The organism is Streptomyces sp. NBC_00249 (assembly GCF_026342355.1).
Classification (GTDB): Bacteria; Actinomycetota; Actinomycetes; order Streptomycetales; family Streptomycetaceae; genus Streptomyces.
In genome coordinates, this window is sequence record NZ_JAPEMV010000009.1 from 310,324 (window position 1) to 329,003 (window position 18,680).

Annotated in this window: 17 protein-coding genes and 1 pseudogene; 9 read left to right on the forward strand and 9 right to left on the reverse strand. The window is 72.8% G+C overall.

What is annotated here, in order from left to right; genetic code table 11:
* Positions 1-523 precede the first annotated feature (523 nt).
* From OOK31_RS33320 to OOK31_RS33335, 4 genes and pseudogenes are all read right to left on the reverse strand, one after another.
* Positions 524-808: pseudogene (locus tag OOK31_RS33320) on the reverse strand (UTRA domain-containing protein); the annotation flags it as partial.
* Positions 809-923: 115 nt separating this feature from the next.
* Complete coding sequence (gene otsB, locus OOK31_RS33325) at positions 924-1,778, reverse strand: trehalose-phosphatase (protein ID WP_267091131.1); 855 nt, start codon at positions 1,776-1,778, stop codon at positions 924-926.
* Positions 1,779-1,855: 77 nt separating this feature from the next.
* The gene (locus tag OOK31_RS33330) at positions 1,856-2,137 is read right to left on the reverse strand and encodes a DUF3263 domain-containing protein (protein ID WP_267091132.1); all 282 of its coding nucleotides are present in this window, start codon (positions 2,135-2,137) and stop codon (positions 1,856-1,858) included.
* A gap of 53 nt (positions 2,138-2,190) precedes the next feature.
* Complete coding sequence (locus tag OOK31_RS33335) at positions 2,191-3,495, reverse strand: extracellular solute-binding protein (RefSeq protein WP_267091133.1); 1,305 nt, start codon at positions 3,493-3,495, stop codon at positions 2,191-2,193.
* Positions 3,496-3,705: 210 nt separating this feature from the next.
* Between OOK31_RS33335 and OOK31_RS33340 the strand changes: the two genes are divergently transcribed.
* The 3 genes from OOK31_RS33340 to OOK31_RS33350 all read left to right on the forward strand — a co-directional run bounded on the left by OOK31_RS33340 (position 3,706) and on the right by OOK31_RS33350 (position 6,821).
* Positions 3,706-4,638: an ROK family protein gene (locus OOK31_RS33340; protein ID WP_267091236.1), complete on the forward strand. Its 933-nt coding sequence runs from the start codon at positions 3,706-3,708 to the stop codon at positions 4,636-4,638.
* Positions 4,638-5,789: an N-acetylglucosamine-6-phosphate deacetylase gene (gene nagA, locus OOK31_RS33345; RefSeq protein WP_267091134.1), complete on the forward strand. Its 1,152-nt coding sequence runs from the start codon at positions 4,638-4,640 to the stop codon at positions 5,787-5,789. The genes OOK31_RS33340 and nagA overlap by 1 nt, the downstream gene beginning before the upstream one ends.
* A 102-nt stretch (positions 5,790-5,891) precedes the next feature.
* Positions 5,892-6,821: a 1-phosphofructokinase family hexose kinase gene (locus tag OOK31_RS33350; protein WP_267091135.1), complete on the forward strand. Its 930-nt coding sequence runs from the start codon at positions 5,892-5,894 to the stop codon at positions 6,819-6,821.
* Between the two features lie 57 nt (positions 6,822-6,878).
* Here OOK31_RS33350 and OOK31_RS33355 read toward each other — a convergent pair whose 3' ends face one another.
* On the reverse strand, positions 6,879-7,916 hold the full coding sequence (locus OOK31_RS33355; protein WP_267091136.1) for a carbohydrate-binding protein: 1,038 nt from the start codon (positions 7,914-7,916) through the stop codon (positions 6,879-6,881).
* A 68-nt stretch (positions 7,917-7,984) separates the two neighbouring features.
* Entirely contained in the window at positions 7,985-9,772 is a 1,788-nt protein-coding gene (gene cdgB / locus OOK31_RS33360) for a diguanylate cyclase CdgB (protein WP_267091137.1), read from the reverse strand.
* A 259-nt stretch (positions 9,773-10,031) separates the two neighbouring features.
* Between cdgB and OOK31_RS33365 the strand changes: the two genes are divergently transcribed.
* A complete protein-coding gene (locus OOK31_RS33365) occupies positions 10,032-10,646 on the forward strand; it encodes a flavin reductase family protein (protein WP_267091138.1) in 615 nt (204 codons plus the stop codon).
* A 670-nt stretch (positions 10,647-11,316) separates the two neighbouring features.
* Here OOK31_RS33365 and arfB read toward each other — a convergent pair.
* Positions 11,317-11,742 carry an alternative ribosome rescue aminoacyl-tRNA hydrolase ArfB gene (gene arfB / locus OOK31_RS33370; RefSeq protein WP_267091139.1) on the reverse strand — a complete coding sequence of 142 codons (426 nt, stop codon included), beginning with the start codon at positions 11,740-11,742 and terminating at the stop codon, positions 11,317-11,319.
* A 156-nt stretch (positions 11,743-11,898) separates the two neighbouring features.
* Here arfB and OOK31_RS33375 point away from each other — a divergent pair, with 156 nt between their 5' ends.
* Complete coding sequence (locus OOK31_RS33375) at positions 11,899-12,474, forward strand: TerD family protein (RefSeq protein WP_267091140.1); 576 nt, start codon at positions 11,899-11,901, stop codon at positions 12,472-12,474.
* A 67-nt stretch (positions 12,475-12,541) separates the two neighbouring features.
* Complete coding sequence (locus OOK31_RS33380; protein ID WP_267091141.1) at positions 12,542-13,057, forward strand: GNAT family N-acetyltransferase; 516 nt, start codon at positions 12,542-12,544, stop codon at positions 13,055-13,057.
* Here OOK31_RS33380 and OOK31_RS33385 read toward each other — a convergent pair.
* Positions 13,054-14,496, reverse strand: coding sequence for a M1 family metallopeptidase (locus OOK31_RS33385; RefSeq protein ID WP_267091142.1), 1,443 nt, complete (start codon positions 14,494-14,496; stop codon positions 13,054-13,056). The genes OOK31_RS33380 and OOK31_RS33385 overlap by 4 nt on opposite strands.
* Before the next feature lie 47 nt (positions 14,497-14,543).
* Positions 14,544-15,083: a heme-binding protein gene (locus OOK31_RS33390; RefSeq protein ID WP_267091143.1), complete on the reverse strand. Its 540-nt coding sequence runs from the start codon at positions 15,081-15,083 to the stop codon at positions 14,544-14,546.
* 390 nt (positions 15,084-15,473) lie between these two features.
* Between OOK31_RS33390 and OOK31_RS33395 the strand changes: the two genes are divergently transcribed.
* The 3 genes from OOK31_RS33395 (at position 15,474) to OOK31_RS33405 (ending at position 18,674) form a co-directional block, all read left to right on the forward strand.
* The gene (locus OOK31_RS33395; RefSeq protein ID WP_267091237.1) at positions 15,474-16,595 is read left to right on the forward strand and encodes a sensor histidine kinase; all 1,122 of its coding nucleotides are present in this window, start codon (positions 15,474-15,476) and stop codon (positions 16,593-16,595) included.
* Entirely contained in the window at positions 16,592-17,215 is a 624-nt protein-coding gene (locus OOK31_RS33400) for a response regulator transcription factor (RefSeq protein ID WP_267091144.1), read from the forward strand. Before OOK31_RS33395 ends, OOK31_RS33400 begins: the two co-directional genes overlap by 4 nt.
* Before the next feature lie 364 nt (positions 17,216-17,579).
* Positions 17,580-18,674: a M4 family metallopeptidase gene (locus tag OOK31_RS33405; RefSeq protein ID WP_323188281.1), complete on the forward strand. Its 1,095-nt coding sequence runs from the start codon at positions 17,580-17,582 to the stop codon at positions 18,672-18,674.
* Positions 18,675-18,680: the final 6 nt, after the last annotated feature.

Here is an 18,680-nt window from a genome sequence, read left to right on the forward strand (position 1 = left end):
GACCCCCGGGGGCGCGCCGGTGGCTGCCCACCCGCCTCCCGGGCGGGGTCGGGGGCCCGGCGTCCGTCCCTGGGCGGAGGGGCACAGTCGGCCGGAGCCCACGACGGCAGCGTCCCGGCGGGGCGGTCTCAGGGAGGGGTTGGGGGTTTCCCGTCAGTCTCATCGTCCTTCCGTGTCGGGCCGGCCTGTCAAGGGCGCTCCTTCGTCGCGTCGCTTCGCGATGGCCTTCGGCCACCCTTGACAGACCGTCCCGCCCCGGAAAAACGAAGACTGCCGGGAAACCCCCAAACGAACGGGACGGGGCGGAGAGACAGGAGGAGCGGCCCTGTCAGCGATGCGGCGGGCTGCCTTCGGCCGCCATCCGACCATCCGAGCAGCTCACAGTCCCTTCCGGGACCAAGGCGCGGCCCTACCCGCACGAAATGACGACGAGAAGGCCACCAGCCCCCTCCAGACGCGTCAGATCGCTACGCGCTTCTCTCGTCTCAGCGGCTGACCGCGAGACTCATCGGACGACGGCCGTCTAGGCGTCGAAGTCGTACTCCAGTACGCAGGAAGCGGCGTCCAGGGTCATCGCGTTGACCTCGACGGCACGTCCGTCCTCGGCGAATGCGGTGCGGACGATCTGGATGACAGGTGTGCCCAGGGAGAGCGACAGCCGCTCGGCCTCGACTGCCGAGGGCATCCGGGAGCGGATCTCCTCCCGGAAGTGGACCGGTTTGTGGCCCAGCTCGGCGAGGCGTGCGTAGGTTCCGCCGGGCCCGGAGTCGCGCTGAGTGATCGCGGAGTCGGCGACGACGTCCGACGGCGGGCCGACTGTGCTCCCCCGCCCAGGGACGGACGCCGGGCCTCCCGCCCCGCCCCGGGAGGCGGGTGGGCAGCCACCGCCCCGCCCGGCGGGCTCGAGGCGAGGCGACGTACCCCTACCCCCGCAACGCCCCCGCCAGCTGTGACAGGAACGCCGTCACCGCGCCCGGGCCCGGGAGGACCAGGTCCGCGCGGGAGGCGAGTTCCGGGACTTCCGCCGAGCCGCTGCACACCAGGAGGCCCGGGAGGCCGTCCGCGCGGCGTTTCTCGACGGCCGAGAAGGCTGCGAGGTCACCCAGGTCGTCGCCCGCGTACAGCACGGCCCCGGCGTCCCGTTCCTCGAGGAACTCCGTCAGGGCGACGCCCTTGTCCATGCCCGGGGGGCGCAGTTCCAGGACCGCGCGGCCCGGCTCGACCATCAGGCCGTGCCGCGCGGCGAGCTCCGCGAGGGGTTCGCGCAGCGCCGCGAACGCCGCCGCCGGGTCGTCGGCCCGGCGGGTGTGGACGGCCAGTGCCCGGCCCTTCTCCTCGATCCAGGTGCCGCGCCACGCGCCGATCGCGTCGAGGAAGCCCGGCAGCTCGGCCCGTACGGCCGCCACCCCGGGGTGTTCGGCGGGGGCGTGGACGATGCCGCTGACGGCGTCCCAGCGCTCGGCCCCGTAGTGGCCGAGGACCACCAGGTGCTCCAGTCCGGCGACCCCGGCGAAGCCCCCGTAGCGGACGGCGACCCCGGCGGGCCGGCCGGTGACGACGGCCACCGCCGCGACCTGCGGCGCGAGCGCGGCGAGCGCCGGGACGGCGTCGGGGTGCGCGCGGGCCTGGTCGGGGTCGGGGACGATGTCGGCGAGGGTGCCGTCGAAGTCGAGGGCGACGACGGCCCGGCCGGGTGTGCGCAGGAGGGCTTCGAGCCCTTCGCGTCCGGCCGCGGTGACGGGGACGGGTATCGGCTGGTCGTGCGGATCGCTCGCCATACGCACGACCCTACCGGCGCCGCAGTGCCCCGCCCAGTCCCCCGCGGGGGCCCGGTGACCGCACGGCCACCGTCCGGCTACCGTCTGGCGCGCTGTGCCTCGCGTATCCGGCGGAGCCGGTTGACGGTGCCCGGCGCGTGTTCCAGCGCCCGTGGATCGTCCATCAAGGCGTTGAGCAGCTGGTAGTACCGGACGGGGGTCAGCCCGAGCCCTTCGCGTATCGCGCGCTCCTTGGCGCCGGGGCCCGGCCAGCTGCGCCCCTCGTAGGCGAGTACGGCCGTCTCGACGTCCGTCAGACGGCGGGACGGGGGGCCCGCGCCGTCGTCCGTCCGTGCCTCCACCTGCCCGTCGTCCGTCATACGGCCAGATTAACGCCGCCCTCCGACAGCGCCGCGGGAGCAAAGGCGCCGCCTCAGTGGTCCTCGTCCGCCTTGCGCGCCGTGGTCGCGATGTCCTCCAGGACCTTCGCGGGCTGTCCGCCGGGCTGGACGACCTGCCCGATGTTCTTCTTGATGTCCTCGCTGACGCCCGCCCAGGACTTCTTGCCGACGGGGTAGAGCTTGGAGTTCGGCAGGGCCGTCAGGAAGGTCCTCAGCTGCGTCGCGGAGCCTCCGGTGGCGGACTCCATGGCCCGGTAGCCGCTGGTGGTGACGGGCAGCAGGTCGTACTTGCTGGTGAAGGCGGTCACGTTCTTCGCCGAGTACAGGTGGTCCAGGAACTTCCCGGACTCCTTCTTGTGGCCGTTCTTGAAGGCCATCACCCAGTCGGCGACGCCCATCGCGGAGTGGTCGGTGCCGTCGGCGGTGGGCATCGGCACCATGCCGAACTTCACGCCCTTGCCGGCGGCCTGCTTGAGCAGCGTGGGGTGGCCGTTGAGCATGCCGACCTCGCCGCGCGTGAAGGCGTCGAAGGCGGCCTGGCGGTCGAGCTTGCCCGGTTCGACGGGGCCGGTCAGGCCCTGGCCGACCATCTTGTCGCGCAGGAACTCGAAGGCCTTGACGTTCTCCGGGGAGTCGATCGAGTACGCCTCCTCGTTGTCGGTGTAGCCACCGCCGCCCGAGAGCATCCACATCATCGACTCGGCCTGGGCCTCCTCGCGGCCCAGCGGCACCGCGAAGGGGGTGTTCACGCCCGCGCCCTTGAGCTTCTTGGCGGCCGCTTCCAGGTCCGCCCAGCTCTTGGGCTGCCAGGGGGTGGCGCCGTCCTTGGGGATGATCCCGGCGTCGCCGAGGAGCTTGGTGTTGTAGAAGAGCAGCCGGGTGCTGGCCACGAAGGGCATGCCGTACTGGACGCGCTTGACCTTGCCGGCGTCGGCGAGCGGGCCGAGGAAGTCGGCTTCGGTCTTCACGGAGAGCAGCTCGTCGGCGGTGTAGAGCTTGCCCGCTTCCGCGTAGTCGGCGTAGGCGCCGATCTGCGCGATGTCGGGGGCTTTTCCGGCCTTGACCATGTCGGCGACCTTGGCGTCGACCTCGGACCAGGAGTAGACGCTGACCTCGACGTGGATGCCGGGGTTGTCCTTCTCGAAGCCGGCGGCGAGGTCCTTCCAGTACGTCGCGGAGGAGTTCTGCGGATTGTCGCCGTAGTCGGCCGCCACGACCCGGAGGGTCACCTCGTTGTCCCCCGTGAGACCGGACACGGCTCCGCAGCCGGTCAGTGTCACGGCGGTCAGGCACAGCACGGCCCCGGATGCGGCCAGGCTCAGGTAACGGCCCTTCACAGTTCTCGATCCACCCCTGGTTGTACGTACGATTCGACGTAAGGTCTACACCACTTTGGCGGCTCCTCCACATCCGGAACGGCCCTTCTCACAGACCGTGTCCGGACCGTGTCCGGAGGGGGCCTCGAATTTGTATGGCTACTCAACATTCCCCCTCATTGGACTAGACCTTTGGCCGTCGAGCACGCGAGACTGTCTCCTGTGAAACCCGTGAAACACGTCATCGCCCTCGATGTGGGCGGCACCGGGATGAAGGCCGCCCTCATCGCTGCGGACGGCACCCTGCTGCACGAAGCGCGCCGCGCCACCGGCCGCGAGCGGGGCGCCGAAGCCGTCGTCGAGACGATCCTGGACTTCGCCTCCGAACTGCTGGACCTCGGCCGCGAACGCTTCGGTACGTCCGCCTCGGCCGCGGGCGTCGCCGTCCCCGGCATCGTCGACGCCGAACAGGGGATCGCCGTGTACGCGTCGAACCTCGGCTGGCGCGACGTACCGATGCGCGACCTGCTCAGCAGACGCCTCGGCGGCATCCCGGTGGCCCTCGGCCACGACGTGCGCACGGGCGGCCTCGCCGAAGGGCGCATCGGCGCCGGACAGGGCGCCGAACGCTTCCTGTTCGTCCCCCTCGGCACCGGCATCGCCGGAGCCATCGGCATCGCCGGCCGCATCGAGGCCGGCGCCCACGGCTACGCGGGCGAGATCGGCCACATCGTGGTCCGCCCGGGCGGCCCCGCCTGCGGCTGCGGACAGCGCGGCTGCCTGGAGACCCTGGCCTCCGCCTCCGCCGTCTCCCGCGCCTGGGCGGCCGCCTCCGGCGACCCCGGGGCGGACGCCGCGGACTGCGCCAAGGCCGTCGAGTCGGGCGACGTACGGGCCGAGGAGGTGTGGCTGGCCGCCATCGGCGCACTCGCCGACGGGCTGGTCACCGCGATCACCCTGCTGGACCCGCGCACGCTGATCATCGGTGGCGGGCTCGCCGAGGCGGGGGAAACCTTGTTCACACCACTACGGGCCGCCGTCGAGGAACGCGTGACGTTCCAGCGACTGCCCGAGATCGTTCCGGCGGCCCTCGGGGACACCGCCGGATGCCTGGGCGCAGGGCTGCTCGCCTGGGACCTACTCGCCACGGAGGTACCTGCCTGATGTCCGGAAGCGCACACAGCACCGTTCTCTCCGGCGCCAGGGTGGTGCTGCCCACCGGCACCGTGGCGAACGGCCGGGTCATCGTCGAGGGCGCCCGCATCGCGGGCAGCGCCCACGAGGGCTCCCAGGCCGTCGACCTGTCCGGGCACTGGATCGTCCCCGGCTTCGTCGACATGCACAACCACGGCGGCGGCGGCGCCTCCTTCACCTCCGGCACCGCCGAGGAAGTCCTCAAGGGCGTCCGCACCCACCGCGAGCACGGCACCACCACCCTCGTCGCCTCCACCGTCACCGGAGACCTCGACGAGCTCGCCCGCCGCGCCGCCCTCCTCGCCGAGCTCACCCAGCAGGGCGAGATCGCCGGCGTCCACTTCGAGGGGCCGTTCATCAACCCCTGCCGCAAGGGCGCGCACAAGGAGGACCTGCTGCGCGACCCCGACCCGGCCGAGGTCCGCAAGCTGATCGACGCCGCGCACGGCGCCGCCCGCATGGTCACCCTCGCCACCGAACTCCCCGGCGGACTGGACTCCGTACGGCTGCTCGCCGAGCACGGGGTCATCGCCGCGATCGGCCACACCGACTCCACCTACGACCAGACCCGCCAGGCCATCGACGCCGGCGCGACCGTCGCCACCCACCTCTACAACGCCATGCCCGGCCTGGAGCACCGCGCCCCCGGCCCGATCGCCGCGCTGCTGGAGGACGAGCGGGTCACCGTCGAGCTCATCAACGACGGCACCCACCTGCACCCGGCCATGCTGGAGCTGGCCTTCCACCACGCGGGCGCCCACCGCGTCGCGCTGATCACCGACGCGATGGACGCGGCCGGCTTCGGCGACGGGACCTACCACCTCGGCCCGCTGGAGGTCGAGGTCAAGGACGGTGTCGCCCGGCTCGTGGAGGGCGGCTCCATCGCCGGCTCCACCCTCACCCTCGACACCGCCTTCAAGCGGTCGGTCACCGTCGACAAACTGCCCGTCGAGTCCGTGGTCCAGGCGATCTCCGCCAACCCGGCGAAGCTCATCGGCCTCTACGACCAGGTCGGCTCCCTGGAGCCCGGCAAGTACGCCGACCTCGTCGTCCTCGACGACCGGTTCGACGTCAAGGGCGTCATGCGGCGCGGCGAATGGATCGTCAGCCCGCACGCCTGAGCGGCCTTTCGGCTGTACGGAGGGAGGCGGACGGCCCGCGGGACTGGGCCGGCCGCCACTCTTTTGGCATGATCCCGGCATTCACCGAGACCGGGGCTGGCCATGATCCTCACCGTGACGCTCAACACCGCACTCGACGTCACCCACCGGGTGCCGCGGCTGCGCCCGCACACCTCCCACCGGGTCACCGGTGTCACCGAACGCCCGGGCGGCAAGGGCCTGAACGTGGCCCGGGTGCTCGCCGCGCTCGGCCACGAGGTGACGGCGACGGGCTTCGCGGGCGGACCGGCCGGCGCGCTCGTCCGCGAACTCCTCGCCGCCGGGACCGGTGTCGTCGACGCCCTCGTCCCCTGCGCGGGCACCACCCGCCGCACCCTGGCCGTCGTCGACGAAGCCACCGGCGACACCACCCAGTTCAACGAACCCGGCCCGCAGATCAGCGCCGCCGAATGGGCCGCCTTCCTCCAGCGGTACACCGAACTGGCCGCCGGAGCCCGGGCCGTCGCCCTCTGCGGGAGCCTGCCGCCCGGCGTGCCGGTCGGGGCGTACGCGGTCCTCGTACGGGCGGCACGGGCCGTCGGCGCCGCCCCCGTGCTCCTCGACACCAGCGGCGAGGCCCTGCGCCGCGGGATCGCCGCCCGGCCGGAGATCATCAAGCCGAACGCCGCCGAACTCGCGGAGCTCACCGGCTCCCGCGAACCCCTGCCCGCCACCCGCGACGCCCGCCGCCGCGGCGCACACGCCGTGGTCACCTCCCTGGGCCCCGCCGGGCTCCTCGCGGCCACCCCCGAGGGCACCTGGCAGGCCGCCCCGCCCCGCGCCCTGCACGGCAACCCCACCGGCGCGGGCGACTCCGCGGTCGCGGGCCTGCTGTCCGCCCTGGCGGAAGGCCTCGACTGGCCGGCCCGCCTCACCCGCGCGGTGGCCCTCTCCGCGGCCACCGTCCACGCCCCGACCGCGGGAGACTTCGACCCCCGCACCTACGAGGAGGTACGGGGGGCGGTGAAGGTCACGGCGGGCCTGCCGGACTGAGGGCCGGCCAGGACGCCCGGGCGCCGGTCCGGCCCGGGCGTCAGCTCAGCCAGGGCGTCAGTTCGGCTCGAGCCAGAGCTGGTCGATGATGATGTCGCACTGGTTGCCCGTCTCGCACGAGATCTTGACCGTGTTCGTGCCCTTCTTCAGCTCCACGACCGAGTGGGTGTACGTCCACTTGTCCCACTCGCCGGGCTTGGCGAAGGAGAAGTTCTTCATGTTTATCGGCCGTTCCTGACGGTCGCCGTTGACGGTCAGCGTGGTGCTGGCGTCCTTGCCCGGCACCGCGTAGGTGACCTTCACCTTGTAGCTGGCGGCCTTGGACACGTCCAGGGTCCAGGTCAGCGCCGCGCCGGTCTGGTTGAAGTTGCCGACGTACTGGCCGCCCGCGCTCTTCGCACCGGGCACCGTGGTCGTCAGCGCCGCGCCGCCCGACAGGGACATGCCCGCGCCGGAAGCGTCCGCCTTCGGCAGCGGGGCCTCCGACGGCTTCGGAGAGCCGCTCGGCTGCGGACCCGGGGAGTTGTTCTGCTGCGCCTGGGACTGCGCGGGCGTGGGGTTCGCCTGGTTCTTCTCGTCGTCCTTGCCCTTGCCGCCCCAGATCAGCGCCGCGCTGATACCGATCGCGACCGCACCGACGACCGCGATCGCCGCGATGAGCAGGCCCTTGCGGCTGGAACCGCCACCGCCGCCGTGACCGCCGCGGCCGCCGCCCGGGAGCGGGACCGGCTGGGTGTACTGCTGCTGCGGGGGCACGCCGTAGCCGCCGGCCTGGAGTGCCTCCGGCGCCTGGTACTGGGCCTGGGCCTGGGCGGCCTGGTACTGCGGGGGCTGCTGCTGCGGCGGGACCGCGCCGCGCTGGCCGCCGTAGGTCCGCTCACCGACCGTGCGCACCTGGTTGTACGAGGTGCGGGGGACGCCGGGCTGCGCGCCCTGCTGGCCTGCGCCCGAGGGACCGGGGTAGCCGTATCCACCGCCCTGACCGGGCGGGGTGGCTCCGGCGGCCTGGCCGTCCGCGTAGAGGTAGCCGAACGGGTCGTCGTCCTCGGGCTGGTTCGCCCCACCGTGCGGGCCGTTGTTCGCGGGCGTCGTCATCGCAGGTCACTCCTTTCGACCCACGGGAGCCTACCCCGAACACGTGCGCCCACGGGCGGCCGATCTCCTCATCCCGCCCGGCGGTGCGCCTTGGAACGGGACCTTTTCTCGATGTACATCCGCTGGTCGGCGGAGCGCAGCACCTCGTCCGCCGACATGCCGCAGCTGGCCCAGCCGATGCCGAAACTCGCTCCCACACGGACCGCGCGGCCGTCCACCCGGATCGGCGGGATGATCGCGTTGCGCAGCCGTACGGCCAGGTCGGCGGCGTCGACGGCGCCCAGGCCGTCGGCGAGGACGACGAATTCGTCACCACCCAGCCGGGCGACGGTGTCACCGTCCCTGACGCCCGTCGTCAGCCGCCGGGCCACCTCGATCAGGACCGCGTCGCCCGTGTGGTGCCCGAACCGGTCGTTGATCGACTTGAAGCCGTCGAGATCGCAGAAGAGGACCGCGAGGCCCTTCGTCCCGTCGTCGACGTCCGTGGAGGGGGCGACGGTGTGCACGTGGTGGTCGTACGGGCCGTCCGCCCGGCCGGGCAGGGCGCCGGGGAACTCGAAGGGGTCCGCGCCGGGGACGAGGAACCCGGCGTCGGAACCGTCGTGGGCCTCCGGGCCCGGGCCCGGGCCCGGGTACGCCCCGTGGTCCGGGTACCCGCCGCTCTGGCCCGCGTACGCCCCCTGGCCCGCGTACCCGCCGTGCTCGCCCGGGCCGCCCGCCGCCGGCCGGCCCTCGAAGGCCGCGTCCAGGGCCTCGACGGCGGTGGCCCGCACCGACTGCGGTCTGCGGCACAGCCGGGCGCCGAGCCGGGAGCGCAGCTCGGCGCTGTTGGGCAGACCGGTGAGGGAGTCGTGGCTGGCGCGGTGCGCGAGCTGGAGCTCGTGCCGTTTGCGCTCCTCGATGTCCTCGACGTGGGTGAGGAGGAAGCGGGGCCCGTCGGCGGCGTCGGCCACCACGGAATTGCGCAGCGAGACCCATACGTACGTGCCGTCGCGCCGCCCCAGGCGCAGCTCGGCGCGGCCGCCCTCCGCGGAGGTGCGCAGCAGGGTCCCGATGTCCTCGGGGTGGACGAGGTCGGAGAAGGAGTAGCGGCGCAGGACGGAGGCGGGCCGGCCGAGCAGGCGACAGAGCGCGTCGTTGGTGCGCAGCAGCCGGCCGTGCTGGTCGCCGCCCATCTCGGCGATGGCCATGCCGCTGGGGGCGTACTCGAAGGCCTGGCGGAACGACTCTTCACTGGCCCGCAGCGCCTGCTGCTCGCGTTCCAGCCGGACCAGGGCCCGCTGCATGTTCGCGCGCAGGCGTGCGTTGCTGATCGCAATCGCCGCCTGGAAGGCGTACATCTGGAGCGCTTCGCGCCCCCACGCGCCGGGGCGGCGGCCGTTGCGCGGTCTGTCCACCGAGATGACACCCAGAAGTTCCCCGCCGGTCGCGTGCATCGGGGCGTAGAGGCGGTCCTCCGGATGCCATTCGTCCTCGAACCGCGGATCGGGGCCCTCCGTGTGCCACTGGGGCACGTCGTCCTCCAGCAGGACCCAGCCCTCGGTGTGCGGGATGAAGCGCAGCCCGTCCCAGTCCTCGCCCATCGCCAGGCGGCGCTCCCAGGAGGGGCGGGAGCCGACACGGCCGGTGATCAGGGCTTCGGCCGCGGGGTCGCCGGCGAAGGCGGCGACGACGAGATCACCGTCGGGACGTACGAGGTTGACACAGGCGAGTTCGTAGCCGAGGCCCCTGACGATGCCGTCCACGACGGTCTGCAGGGTGTCGGCCAGGCTCCGGGCGGTATTGAGCTCGGCCACCACCTGGTGCAGCTGCCGCAGGGTCGCAAGACGGACGTACGGCTCCGACTCGGTCTCCATTGCTCGCTCTCCCCGAGACCTCGACAGCAACTCCAGGTTTGTCATCGGCGTTTCGTTGCGGTGTCCCGTCCACTGAATCACAGTGAGCTGTGCGGCAGGTACACAGGGTCAACAAATCTTGCCCTCTGTGACTCAAGTCACATGAGATGAATAACGGGGCGCTGTGCGGGCGGTGTTGAGTGGGAGCGCTCCCTCTCGTTCCCGGGAGCAAACGATACGCGGGAGTCCTAGGACGGGGGGCGGGGACGCGGCTCGGACCATGGCCCGATGTGCGGCGCGTGGGGGCCGGGCTAGCGTTCCGGACGTGCCGAAGCCCACTCTTGTACCCGCGCCCGCCTGCCCCACCCCTCATCCTGAGGGGGTGAGCAACGACGAGTTCCGGGACGCCATGTCCCGGCTGGCGGCGGGCGTGTGCCTGATCACCGCGAACGAACCCCCCTTGAGCGCCGGCGGGGGGCGCGGCGAGGACGTGGGCATGACCGCCACGGCCTTCATGTCGGTGTCGCTGGAGCCGCCGCTGGTGCTGGTCAGCGTGCGGGAGGGGTCACGGATGGACGACCTGCTGGCGGAGCAGCCGCTGTGGGCGGTGTCGGTGCTCGCGGACAGCCAGGTGCAGGTCGCGAGCCGGTTCGCCATGAAGAACCGGATCAGCGACCGGCTGCTGTTCGAGGACGTGCCGTACGTGCGGGGCGCGGTGTCGGGGGCGCCGCTGCTGACGGGGGCGCTGGCCACGTTGGAGTGCCGTACGCAGTCCCGCGTGGAGGCGGGGGACCACACCCTGGTCATCGGCCACGTCCTGACCGCCACCCAACCCTCCCCGGACACCCCCCCACTCACCTACTTCCGCGGCCGCTACCGCCACCTCACCCCGTAGGGGGCCGGGGCTAACCTCTGCCCGAGCCGGGCGGGGGTGGGGGGCGGGCGGGGTCGGGGACGGGGTGGGGTGCCGTCCGGGATAGGCATGATTTATGGCGCCCGATCCGAAGCTCCGTTGGTGCGACGGCACCGCGCGCCAACAAATCACGTTTTACATCCCGGACGACACCCCACCCCGTCCCCGCCCCCTCACGTCTCCGATCCGGTCCAGCCCCAAGCCAGATCCCTGATCCCGCCCAGCCCCCATTCCCAGCTACGCCGGCCCCGATCCAGCCCCTCCGGCGTTTGAGGAGCGGGGGTCCGGGGGCTGGCCCCCGGCAACGCACCCGCACGCGAACGGCTACGCCCAATCCAGCCCCGCCGCCACATCCAGCCTCGCCGGCGTTTGAGGCGCAGGGTCTGGGGCGGAGCTCCAGGGGTTGGCAGCCGCGCCGGCCACCTTCAGCCCCGCCGGCGTTTGAGGCGCGGGGTCTGGGGCGGAGCCCCAGGGGGTTTGAGCCGCGCCGGCGTTTGAGGCGGGAACGGTGGAAGGGTGGGTAGGGGACCAGCCCCGCGCAGCGGGACACGTCCGGTACCGCCCGGCCAGGGCAAGGGCGGCGGGGTGTCGGGTACCGCCCGGCCAGGGCAGGGGCGGCGGGGTGTCGGGTACCGCCCGGCCAGGGCAAGGGTTACCAGTCGCGGGTGGTGCGGCCGCGCTTCGTTTCGCCTCGGGCCTTCTTCTCGCGGAGGCGGCGCTCGTTGATGCCGCGCGGGATCTTCGTGGCGCGGCGCGCCTTCGGCGGTGGGGCGGTGGCCTCCGCCAGCAGCGCGGCCAGCCGGACCAGCGCCATCTCCCGGTTGCGGTGCTGCGAGCGGTGCTCGGAGGCCCGTACGGTGACGACCCCGTCGACCAGCCGGGACGCGAGCCGTTCCAGTGCCCGTTCCTTCCACACGTCCGGCAGCGCCTTGGTCGCCGCCACGTCGAAGAGCAGTTCCACCCGTGAGTCCGAGGTGTTCACGTGCTGCCCGCCCGGCCCGGAGGAACGCGAGAAGCGCCAGCCGAGCTCCCCCTCGGGGAGCACGACCGAACCGCGGATGACGTAAGGACCAGGCATGCCCCCATGATCGGGCCCCGCCCGCCCCCGCGTCACCCTGATTTACAGGGCCGATCGGCGGAGCGGAACCTACTGACCCCCTCCCCGCGTTATGAGGGACAGCGGTAGCTTGGCCCCACATCGAGGTCATGTGACGAGGAAGGGACACCAGTCAAAATGGCAGTAAGCCTGTCCAAGGGCGGAAACATCTCGCTCTCGAAGGAGGCCCCCGGCCTCGCGGCCGTCACCGTCGGTCTGGGCTGGGACACCCGCACCACCACCGGTGTCGACTTCGACCTCGACGCCTCGGCCATCGCGGTCAACGCCATGGGCAAGGTCGTCTCCGAGGGCCACTTCGTCTTCTTCAACAACAAGTCCACCCCGGACCAGACCATCGTCCACACCGGTGACAACCGCACGGGTGAGGGCGCCGGCGACGACGAGGCCATCAACGTCAACCTCGCCGGTCTCCCGGCCGACGTCGACAAGATCGTCTTCCCGGTCTCGATCTACGACGCCGAGTCCCGCAGCCAGAACTTCGGTCAGGTCCGCAACGCCTACATCCGCGTCGTGAACCAGGCCGGCGGCGCCGAGATCGCCCGCTACGACCTCTCCGAGGACGCCGCGACCGAGACCGCCATGGTCTTCGGCGAGCTGTACCGCAACGGCGCGGAGTGGAAGTTCCGCGCGGTCGGCCAGGGCTACGCCTCCGGTCTCACCGGCATCGCCCAGGACTTCGGCGTCAACGTCTGAGGTCCGACTCCGTTGGTGGAGCCCCCTCGCCGCCGTCCTGGCGGGGGGCTTCGCTACCGTTCGACGGGTGATCCTCCACCCGCTCGTCCCCGTGGACGGCGCCCTGCCCGGCCCGGTCCTGACCGAGATCGCCACGCTGTACGCGACGAACCACGCGTTCTTCGAGATCAGCGGCGACTTCCCCGACCCGGCCCGCATCACCGTCGAACAGGTCGCGGCCGCCCTCGCCGGCGAGCTCTCCCATGACGGCGCCCAGGTGCTGCTGGCCCGCTCCGCCGGCCGTCTCGTCGGCCTGGCCGTCACCCTCGACCAGCACCCCGACCCGGCCTCCGACGACCCGGACCCGTGGATCGGTCTGCTGCTCATCGACTCCACCGCGCACCGCGAGGGCTACGGCCGTACCGTGGCCGGCCTCGTCGAGGACCGCTTCCGCGCCGCCGGCCGGGCGGGCGTACGGCTCGCCGTACTGGACGCCAACGCCAACGGCCTCGCCTTCTGGCAGGCCCAGGGCTACACCGTCCTGCGGCAGTCGAAGGACCGCGAACTGGGCCGCCCCTGCTCGGTCCTGCGCAAGTCCCTCTAGGAAGCCTGGGGGGTCTGGGAGGTCTGGGGGGCCTTGGGGCGCGTCTCGCCGTACAGCCACACGTCCCACACCTTCTTCAGGTCGTGGCCGGTGCGCTTCTGCGCGTACGCGGTGAAGTCGGCGGTGCTCGCGTTGCCGTGGCGGTGGTCGGCGGTCCAGCCGCGCAGCAGGTCGAAGAACTTCTCGTCCCCCACCTCCTGCCGGATCCGCTGGAGGACCATCGCGCCCCGGTAGTACACGGGGTCGTCGGAGATGTGCTCGGCGCCGGGCGGGTTGCCGGGCGGGAACGCCGCCCAGTCGCTGTCGGCCTGCTTGTCGACGGAGGTGTCACCGGCCAGGAAGGCGTCGAAGCGGCGCTGCGCGCTCACCCCGCCGTGGTCCTCCGCCCACAGCCATTCGGCGTAGGTGGCGAAGCCCTCGTTGAGCCACATGTCCTTCCAGGACTTCGGCGAGACCGAGTCGCCGAACCACTGGTGGGCGAGCTCGTGCAGGACCAGCTCCTCGTCGGGCGCGCCGGAGTAGACGGGTTTGGTCTGCGTCTCCAGGGCGTAGCCGAGCGTGTCGGACGGCATGACGATCGAGCCGACCGAGCCGAAGGGGTACGGGCCGAACCTGCGGCTGCCCCACTCCACGATCTCCGGCAGCTTCGCGAGCGCCGCCTCGCTGCCCGCCGCCTCGGCGGGCGCGACCGCGTTGTACACGGCGACACCGGAGGGGGTGCGGCCGGTGGTCACCTTGAACTTCCCGACGGCGGCGGTGACCAGGTAGCTGGCCATCGGCTCGGCGCTGTGCCAGGCGAAGGCGGTCTGCCCGCCCTCCACCTCGGTACGGGAGGCCAGCTCGCCGTTGGACACGGCCTCGTAGCCGCGCGGGACGGTGAGGGTGATGTCGTAGGTGGCCTTGTCGCTGGGGTGGTGGTTGCCGGGGAACCAGCCCATCGACCCGACCGGTTCGCCGACGGCGACGGCCCCGTCGGCGGTGGTGATCCAGCCCTCCTCGGAGCCGTCCGGATCGACGACGGGCTTCGGCCGGCCGGAGTAGTCGACGACCGTACGGAAGACCTCGCCCTTCTTCAGGTCCTTGTCCGGGCGCACCGTGAGCTCGTTGCCGGTCCGGTTGAAGCGGGCGCCGACGCCCTGCACCTCGACGCCCTCGACCCGCAGGCCGCTGAGGTCGAGGTTGAAGGAGCTGAGGCCCTGCTCGGCGCGGGCGGTGAGCACGGCGGTGCCGTGCAGTTCGCCGTCGGCCGGATCGTAGGCGAGGTCCAGGGCGTAGTGCTCGACCTGGTAGCCGCCGTTGCCCGCGCGGGGGAAGTACGGGTCCTTCAGCCCCGACGCGCCCGGCCGTCCCTGCACCGTGGCGCCCGTACAGCCCGAGGTGAGGGCGATCAGGGCGGCGACTGCGGGGACGGCGAGGCGGGTGAGCACGCGGTGTTCCACGCACCCGATCCTAAGCGGGCACTGCTGACTCGCTGCTCGCTGCTCGGTTACTTGTCGAGGGACTCGACGCCGGCCTTGGCGAACTTCTCGTCCAGGTCACCGCTGGGGGCACCGGCCACGCCGATACCGGCGACCGGGGCGCCCTTGGCCTGGACGGGGGTGCCGCCCGCGAGGAAGAGGGTGCCGGGGATGTCCTTCAGGTTCGGGGCCTGGGCGAGGCGGCCCGCGAGCACCGAGGTCGGGGCGTTCCAGGAGACGGCCGTGAACGCCTTGCGCTGGGCCGACTCGTAGGACTGCGGGCCGGCGCCGTCGCCGCGCAGGGTGACGATGGTGTTGCCGTTGCGGTCCACCACCGCGACCGTCACCTTCTGGTTCTCCGCCTCGGCGGCCTTCAGCGCGGCCTGGGCGGCGTGGGTGGCGGCCTCGATGGTGAGGTGGGTGGAGGTGGTGAAGTTCTTGTCGTTGTCCTTCTTCGCGGCCGCCTGGACGGGCGCGGGGGTGGCGCTCGCGCTGACGGCACCGAAGGTACCGGCGCCGAGGGCGACGGCGAGGGCGGTACCGGTGAGGACGCGGGTGCGGGTGTTCATGTCTGCTCCTGGCTGGTCATCGGCTCGACTGTCTGCCCTCCAAGACTCCCCCGACCCCCCGCCCCACCCCGTCCCCGTACCGGCTCCCAACGGCCACCGCACCGGTTGACCCGGGGGTCATCCGATCGGCCGATGCGGGTGGGCCGGCCGCCCGGTTCTGATGAGGGGTGGCCGGGGCCGACGGGGCCATGCCCGCCGACCCACATCCAGCCGCGCGGACGGGGCCGGGCCAACCAGCCACACCGGCCGAATCCAGCCCCGCCGGCGATTGAGGCGCGGGCTCCGCCCCCGCCCCCGCCGGCGCGGGAAAATGGACCCGCACCCCACCCACAGGAGCCCCGCGTGAGCCAACAGACGGCGGTAGACGACACCCGCACCCTGGCCACCGTCATGCACGCCGCCTTCTTCCTGCTCCTCGGCGCCTCGATGGCCCGCTTCCTCCTGCGCCACCCCGGCGACCCCCGCACCCCCTGGGTGGTCTCCCTCGGCGTGGCGCTCGCGCTCCTCTACGTCCTCGGCCCGGCCCTCGGCGCCACCCCCACCCTCCGCCGGAGGCTCTGGCTGGGGCTGGTGGTGAGCACCTGGGTGGTCCTCGTCGTGCTCGCGCCGAGCTTCGCGTGGTGCGCGGTACCGCTGTTCTTCACCGCCCTGCGCACCCTGCCGCCCCGCGCGGCGATCGTCCTCGTCGCGCTGCTCACGGTGTTCGTCGTCGCGGCCCAGCTCAAGCTGTCGACCGCCTTCGACCCGAACCTCCTCCTCGCCCCGCCGGCCGTCGCCGCCCTCGCGACGGCCGTCTTCGTCCACATGGAGCGGCAGGCGGCGGCCCAGCGCGCACTGATCGACGACCTGATCCGCACCCGCCGGGAACTGGCCGCCACCGAACGCCGCGAAGGCACCCTCGCCGAACGCCAGCGGCTGTCCATGGAGATCCACGACACCCTGGCCCAGCACCTGTCGAGCCAGCAGATGCTGCTCCAGGCCGCCGACCGCACCTGGGACAGCGACCCGGCCACCGCCCGCGCCCACGTACGTACCGCCACCGGCATCGCCGCGCGCGGCCTCGCGGAGGCCCGCCGCCTGGTCCACGACCTGGCCCCGCCGGAACTGGAGAACGGCGCCGGCCTCGCCGAGGCGCTGCGGGCGCTGGACGCGGGCCCCGACATCGAGGTCCGCTTCCACCTGGAGGGCACCCCGGCGGCGCTCCCGGACCGCGCCGAGTCGGCCCTGCTGCGCATCGCGCAGGGGGCCCTGGCCAACATCCGCGAGCACTCGGGGGCCCGTACGGCCGCGCTCACGCTGAGCTTCCTCGGTGACCAGGTCGTCCTGGACATCGCGGACGACGGCGACGGCTTCACCGAGTTCGCCGACGCCCCCGCCACTCCCGACCGGGGCCACGGCCTCCCGGCGATCCGCGCCCGCGTGCGCCAGCTCGGCGGAACCCTGACGATCGAATCCACCCCGGGCGAGGGCACCGTACTCTCCGCCTCGATCCCCCTGGAGCCCACCGGATGACGACGATCCTCCTCTGCGACGACCACGTGGTGGTCCGCGCCGGCCTGCTCGCGCTCCTCGGCAGCGAGCCGGACATCGAGGTGCTGGGCGAGGCGGGCAGCGGCGAGGAGGCGGTCGCGCTGGCCGCGAAGCTGCGTCCGGACGTGGTCCTGATGGACCTCCAGCTGGGCGAGGGCATCGACGGCGTGGAGGCCACCCGCCGCATCACCGCCCTCCCCCGGCCCCCGCACGTCCTGGTCCTCACCACGTACGACACGGACGCGGACATCACCCGCGCGATCGGCGCGGGCGCCACGGGCTACCTCCTCAAGGCGGAACGCCCGGAGGAACTCTTCGCCGCCATCCACTCGGCGGCGGCCGGCCGCACCACCCTGTCCGCGCCGGTCGCCAGCCGCGTGATGGCCCACATGCGCGGCAGCCGCCCCACCCTCACGGACCGCGAGCTGGACATCCTGGGCCAGCTGGCCCGCGGCCTGGGCAACCGCGACATCGCCCGCGCCCTGTTCATCAGCGAAGCCACGGTCAAGACCCACCTGGGCCGGATCTACGACAAACTCGGCGTCGACACCCGCGCGGGCGCGGTAGCGGTGGCCAAGGAACAACGCCTCCTGCCTTCCTGACGCGCCGCACCGCACCGCTCGCGCGGTGCGGCCCCGGCGGGCTGTGGGGCGGGGCTCCGGGCCCGTGGCCGGTGTCGGCCGCTGTCTGCGGGTGGTGGCCGCTGCGCGGAGCGGTCCCCTACCCGCCCTTCCTCCGTTCCCCGGACTCCGCCCGGACCCGAACCGCTACGTCGGCCGAAATCCAGCCCCGCCAGGGGCCAGCTCCGCGCAGCGGGACCGCACCCACCACCCGCCAGCCACCCGGATCCGGACAGTCCACCCCGCTCTTCGGACAACCCGGCCCGGGAGCCGGTCATAGCCCTGCCGCTCCCACCCCACCCGATGGCACGCTCACTCGCGCCCCCGCCACCGCGAAGGAGCCCGAGTGACCCACCGCACCCGCCTGGCCGCCGTCACCCTCGGCATAGCCACCCTGATCGCCACAGCCACCGCTACCCCGGCAACGGCAACGGCCACGGCCACCGCCCCCACACCAGCCTCCGGCACCGGAACCGGCACCGGCCACAGCCAGTACTCCGGCACCGTCCCCCTCGGCACCACCCCCACCCCCACCACCTTCCAGCTCCGCGACCCCGCCCGCGGCAACATGCGTACGCTCGACGCCCTCAACCAGACCACCACCCCCGGTGTCCTGTTCACCGACGCCGACAACGTCTGGGGCGACGGCACCCCCGCCCACCGTCAGACCGCCGCCGTGGACGTCCATTACGCCACCGCCGTGACCTGGGACTTCTACCAGGCGGCCTTCGGCCGCAGCGGCGTACGCGGTGACGGCGTCGGCACCACCTCCCGCGTGCACTACGGCACCGGCTTCGGCAACGCCTTCTGGAGCGACAGCTGCGCCTGCGTGTCGTACGGCGACGGCGCCACCCCCGGCCGCCCGCCGACCTCCCTCGACGTCGTCGGCCACGAGCTCGCCCACGGCCTGACGTCCTCCACCGCCGGTCTCCTCTACTCCGGTGAGCCCGGCGGCCTGAACGAGGGCACCTCCGACATCCTCGCCGCCGCCGGCGAGTTCTTCGCCGACAACAAGACGGACGTCGGCGACTACCTCATCGGCGAGCGCGTCTTCGACGGCCCGCCCCGCCGCATGGACCGCCCCAGCGCCGACGGCGTCTCCCCCGACCACTGGTCGCCGAACGTCGGCAGCCTGCCCCCGCACGCCGCCTCCGGGCCGGCCCGCCACTTCTACTACCTCCTCGCCGAGGGCAGCGGCCCCAAGGTGATCAACGGCGTCGCCTACGACTCCCCCACCTACGACGGCTCCAAGCTCCTCGGCATCGGCCGCGACGAGGCCACCCGGATCTGGTACCGGGCCCTGACCACCTCCATGCGGTCCACCACCAACTACGCGGGCGCCCGCACCGCCACCCTGAAGGCCGCGAGCGACCTCTACGGCCCCTCCAGCCCGCAGGTCGCCCGCGTCGCGGCCGCCTGGAAGGCCGTCAACGTCGGCTGAGTCCGG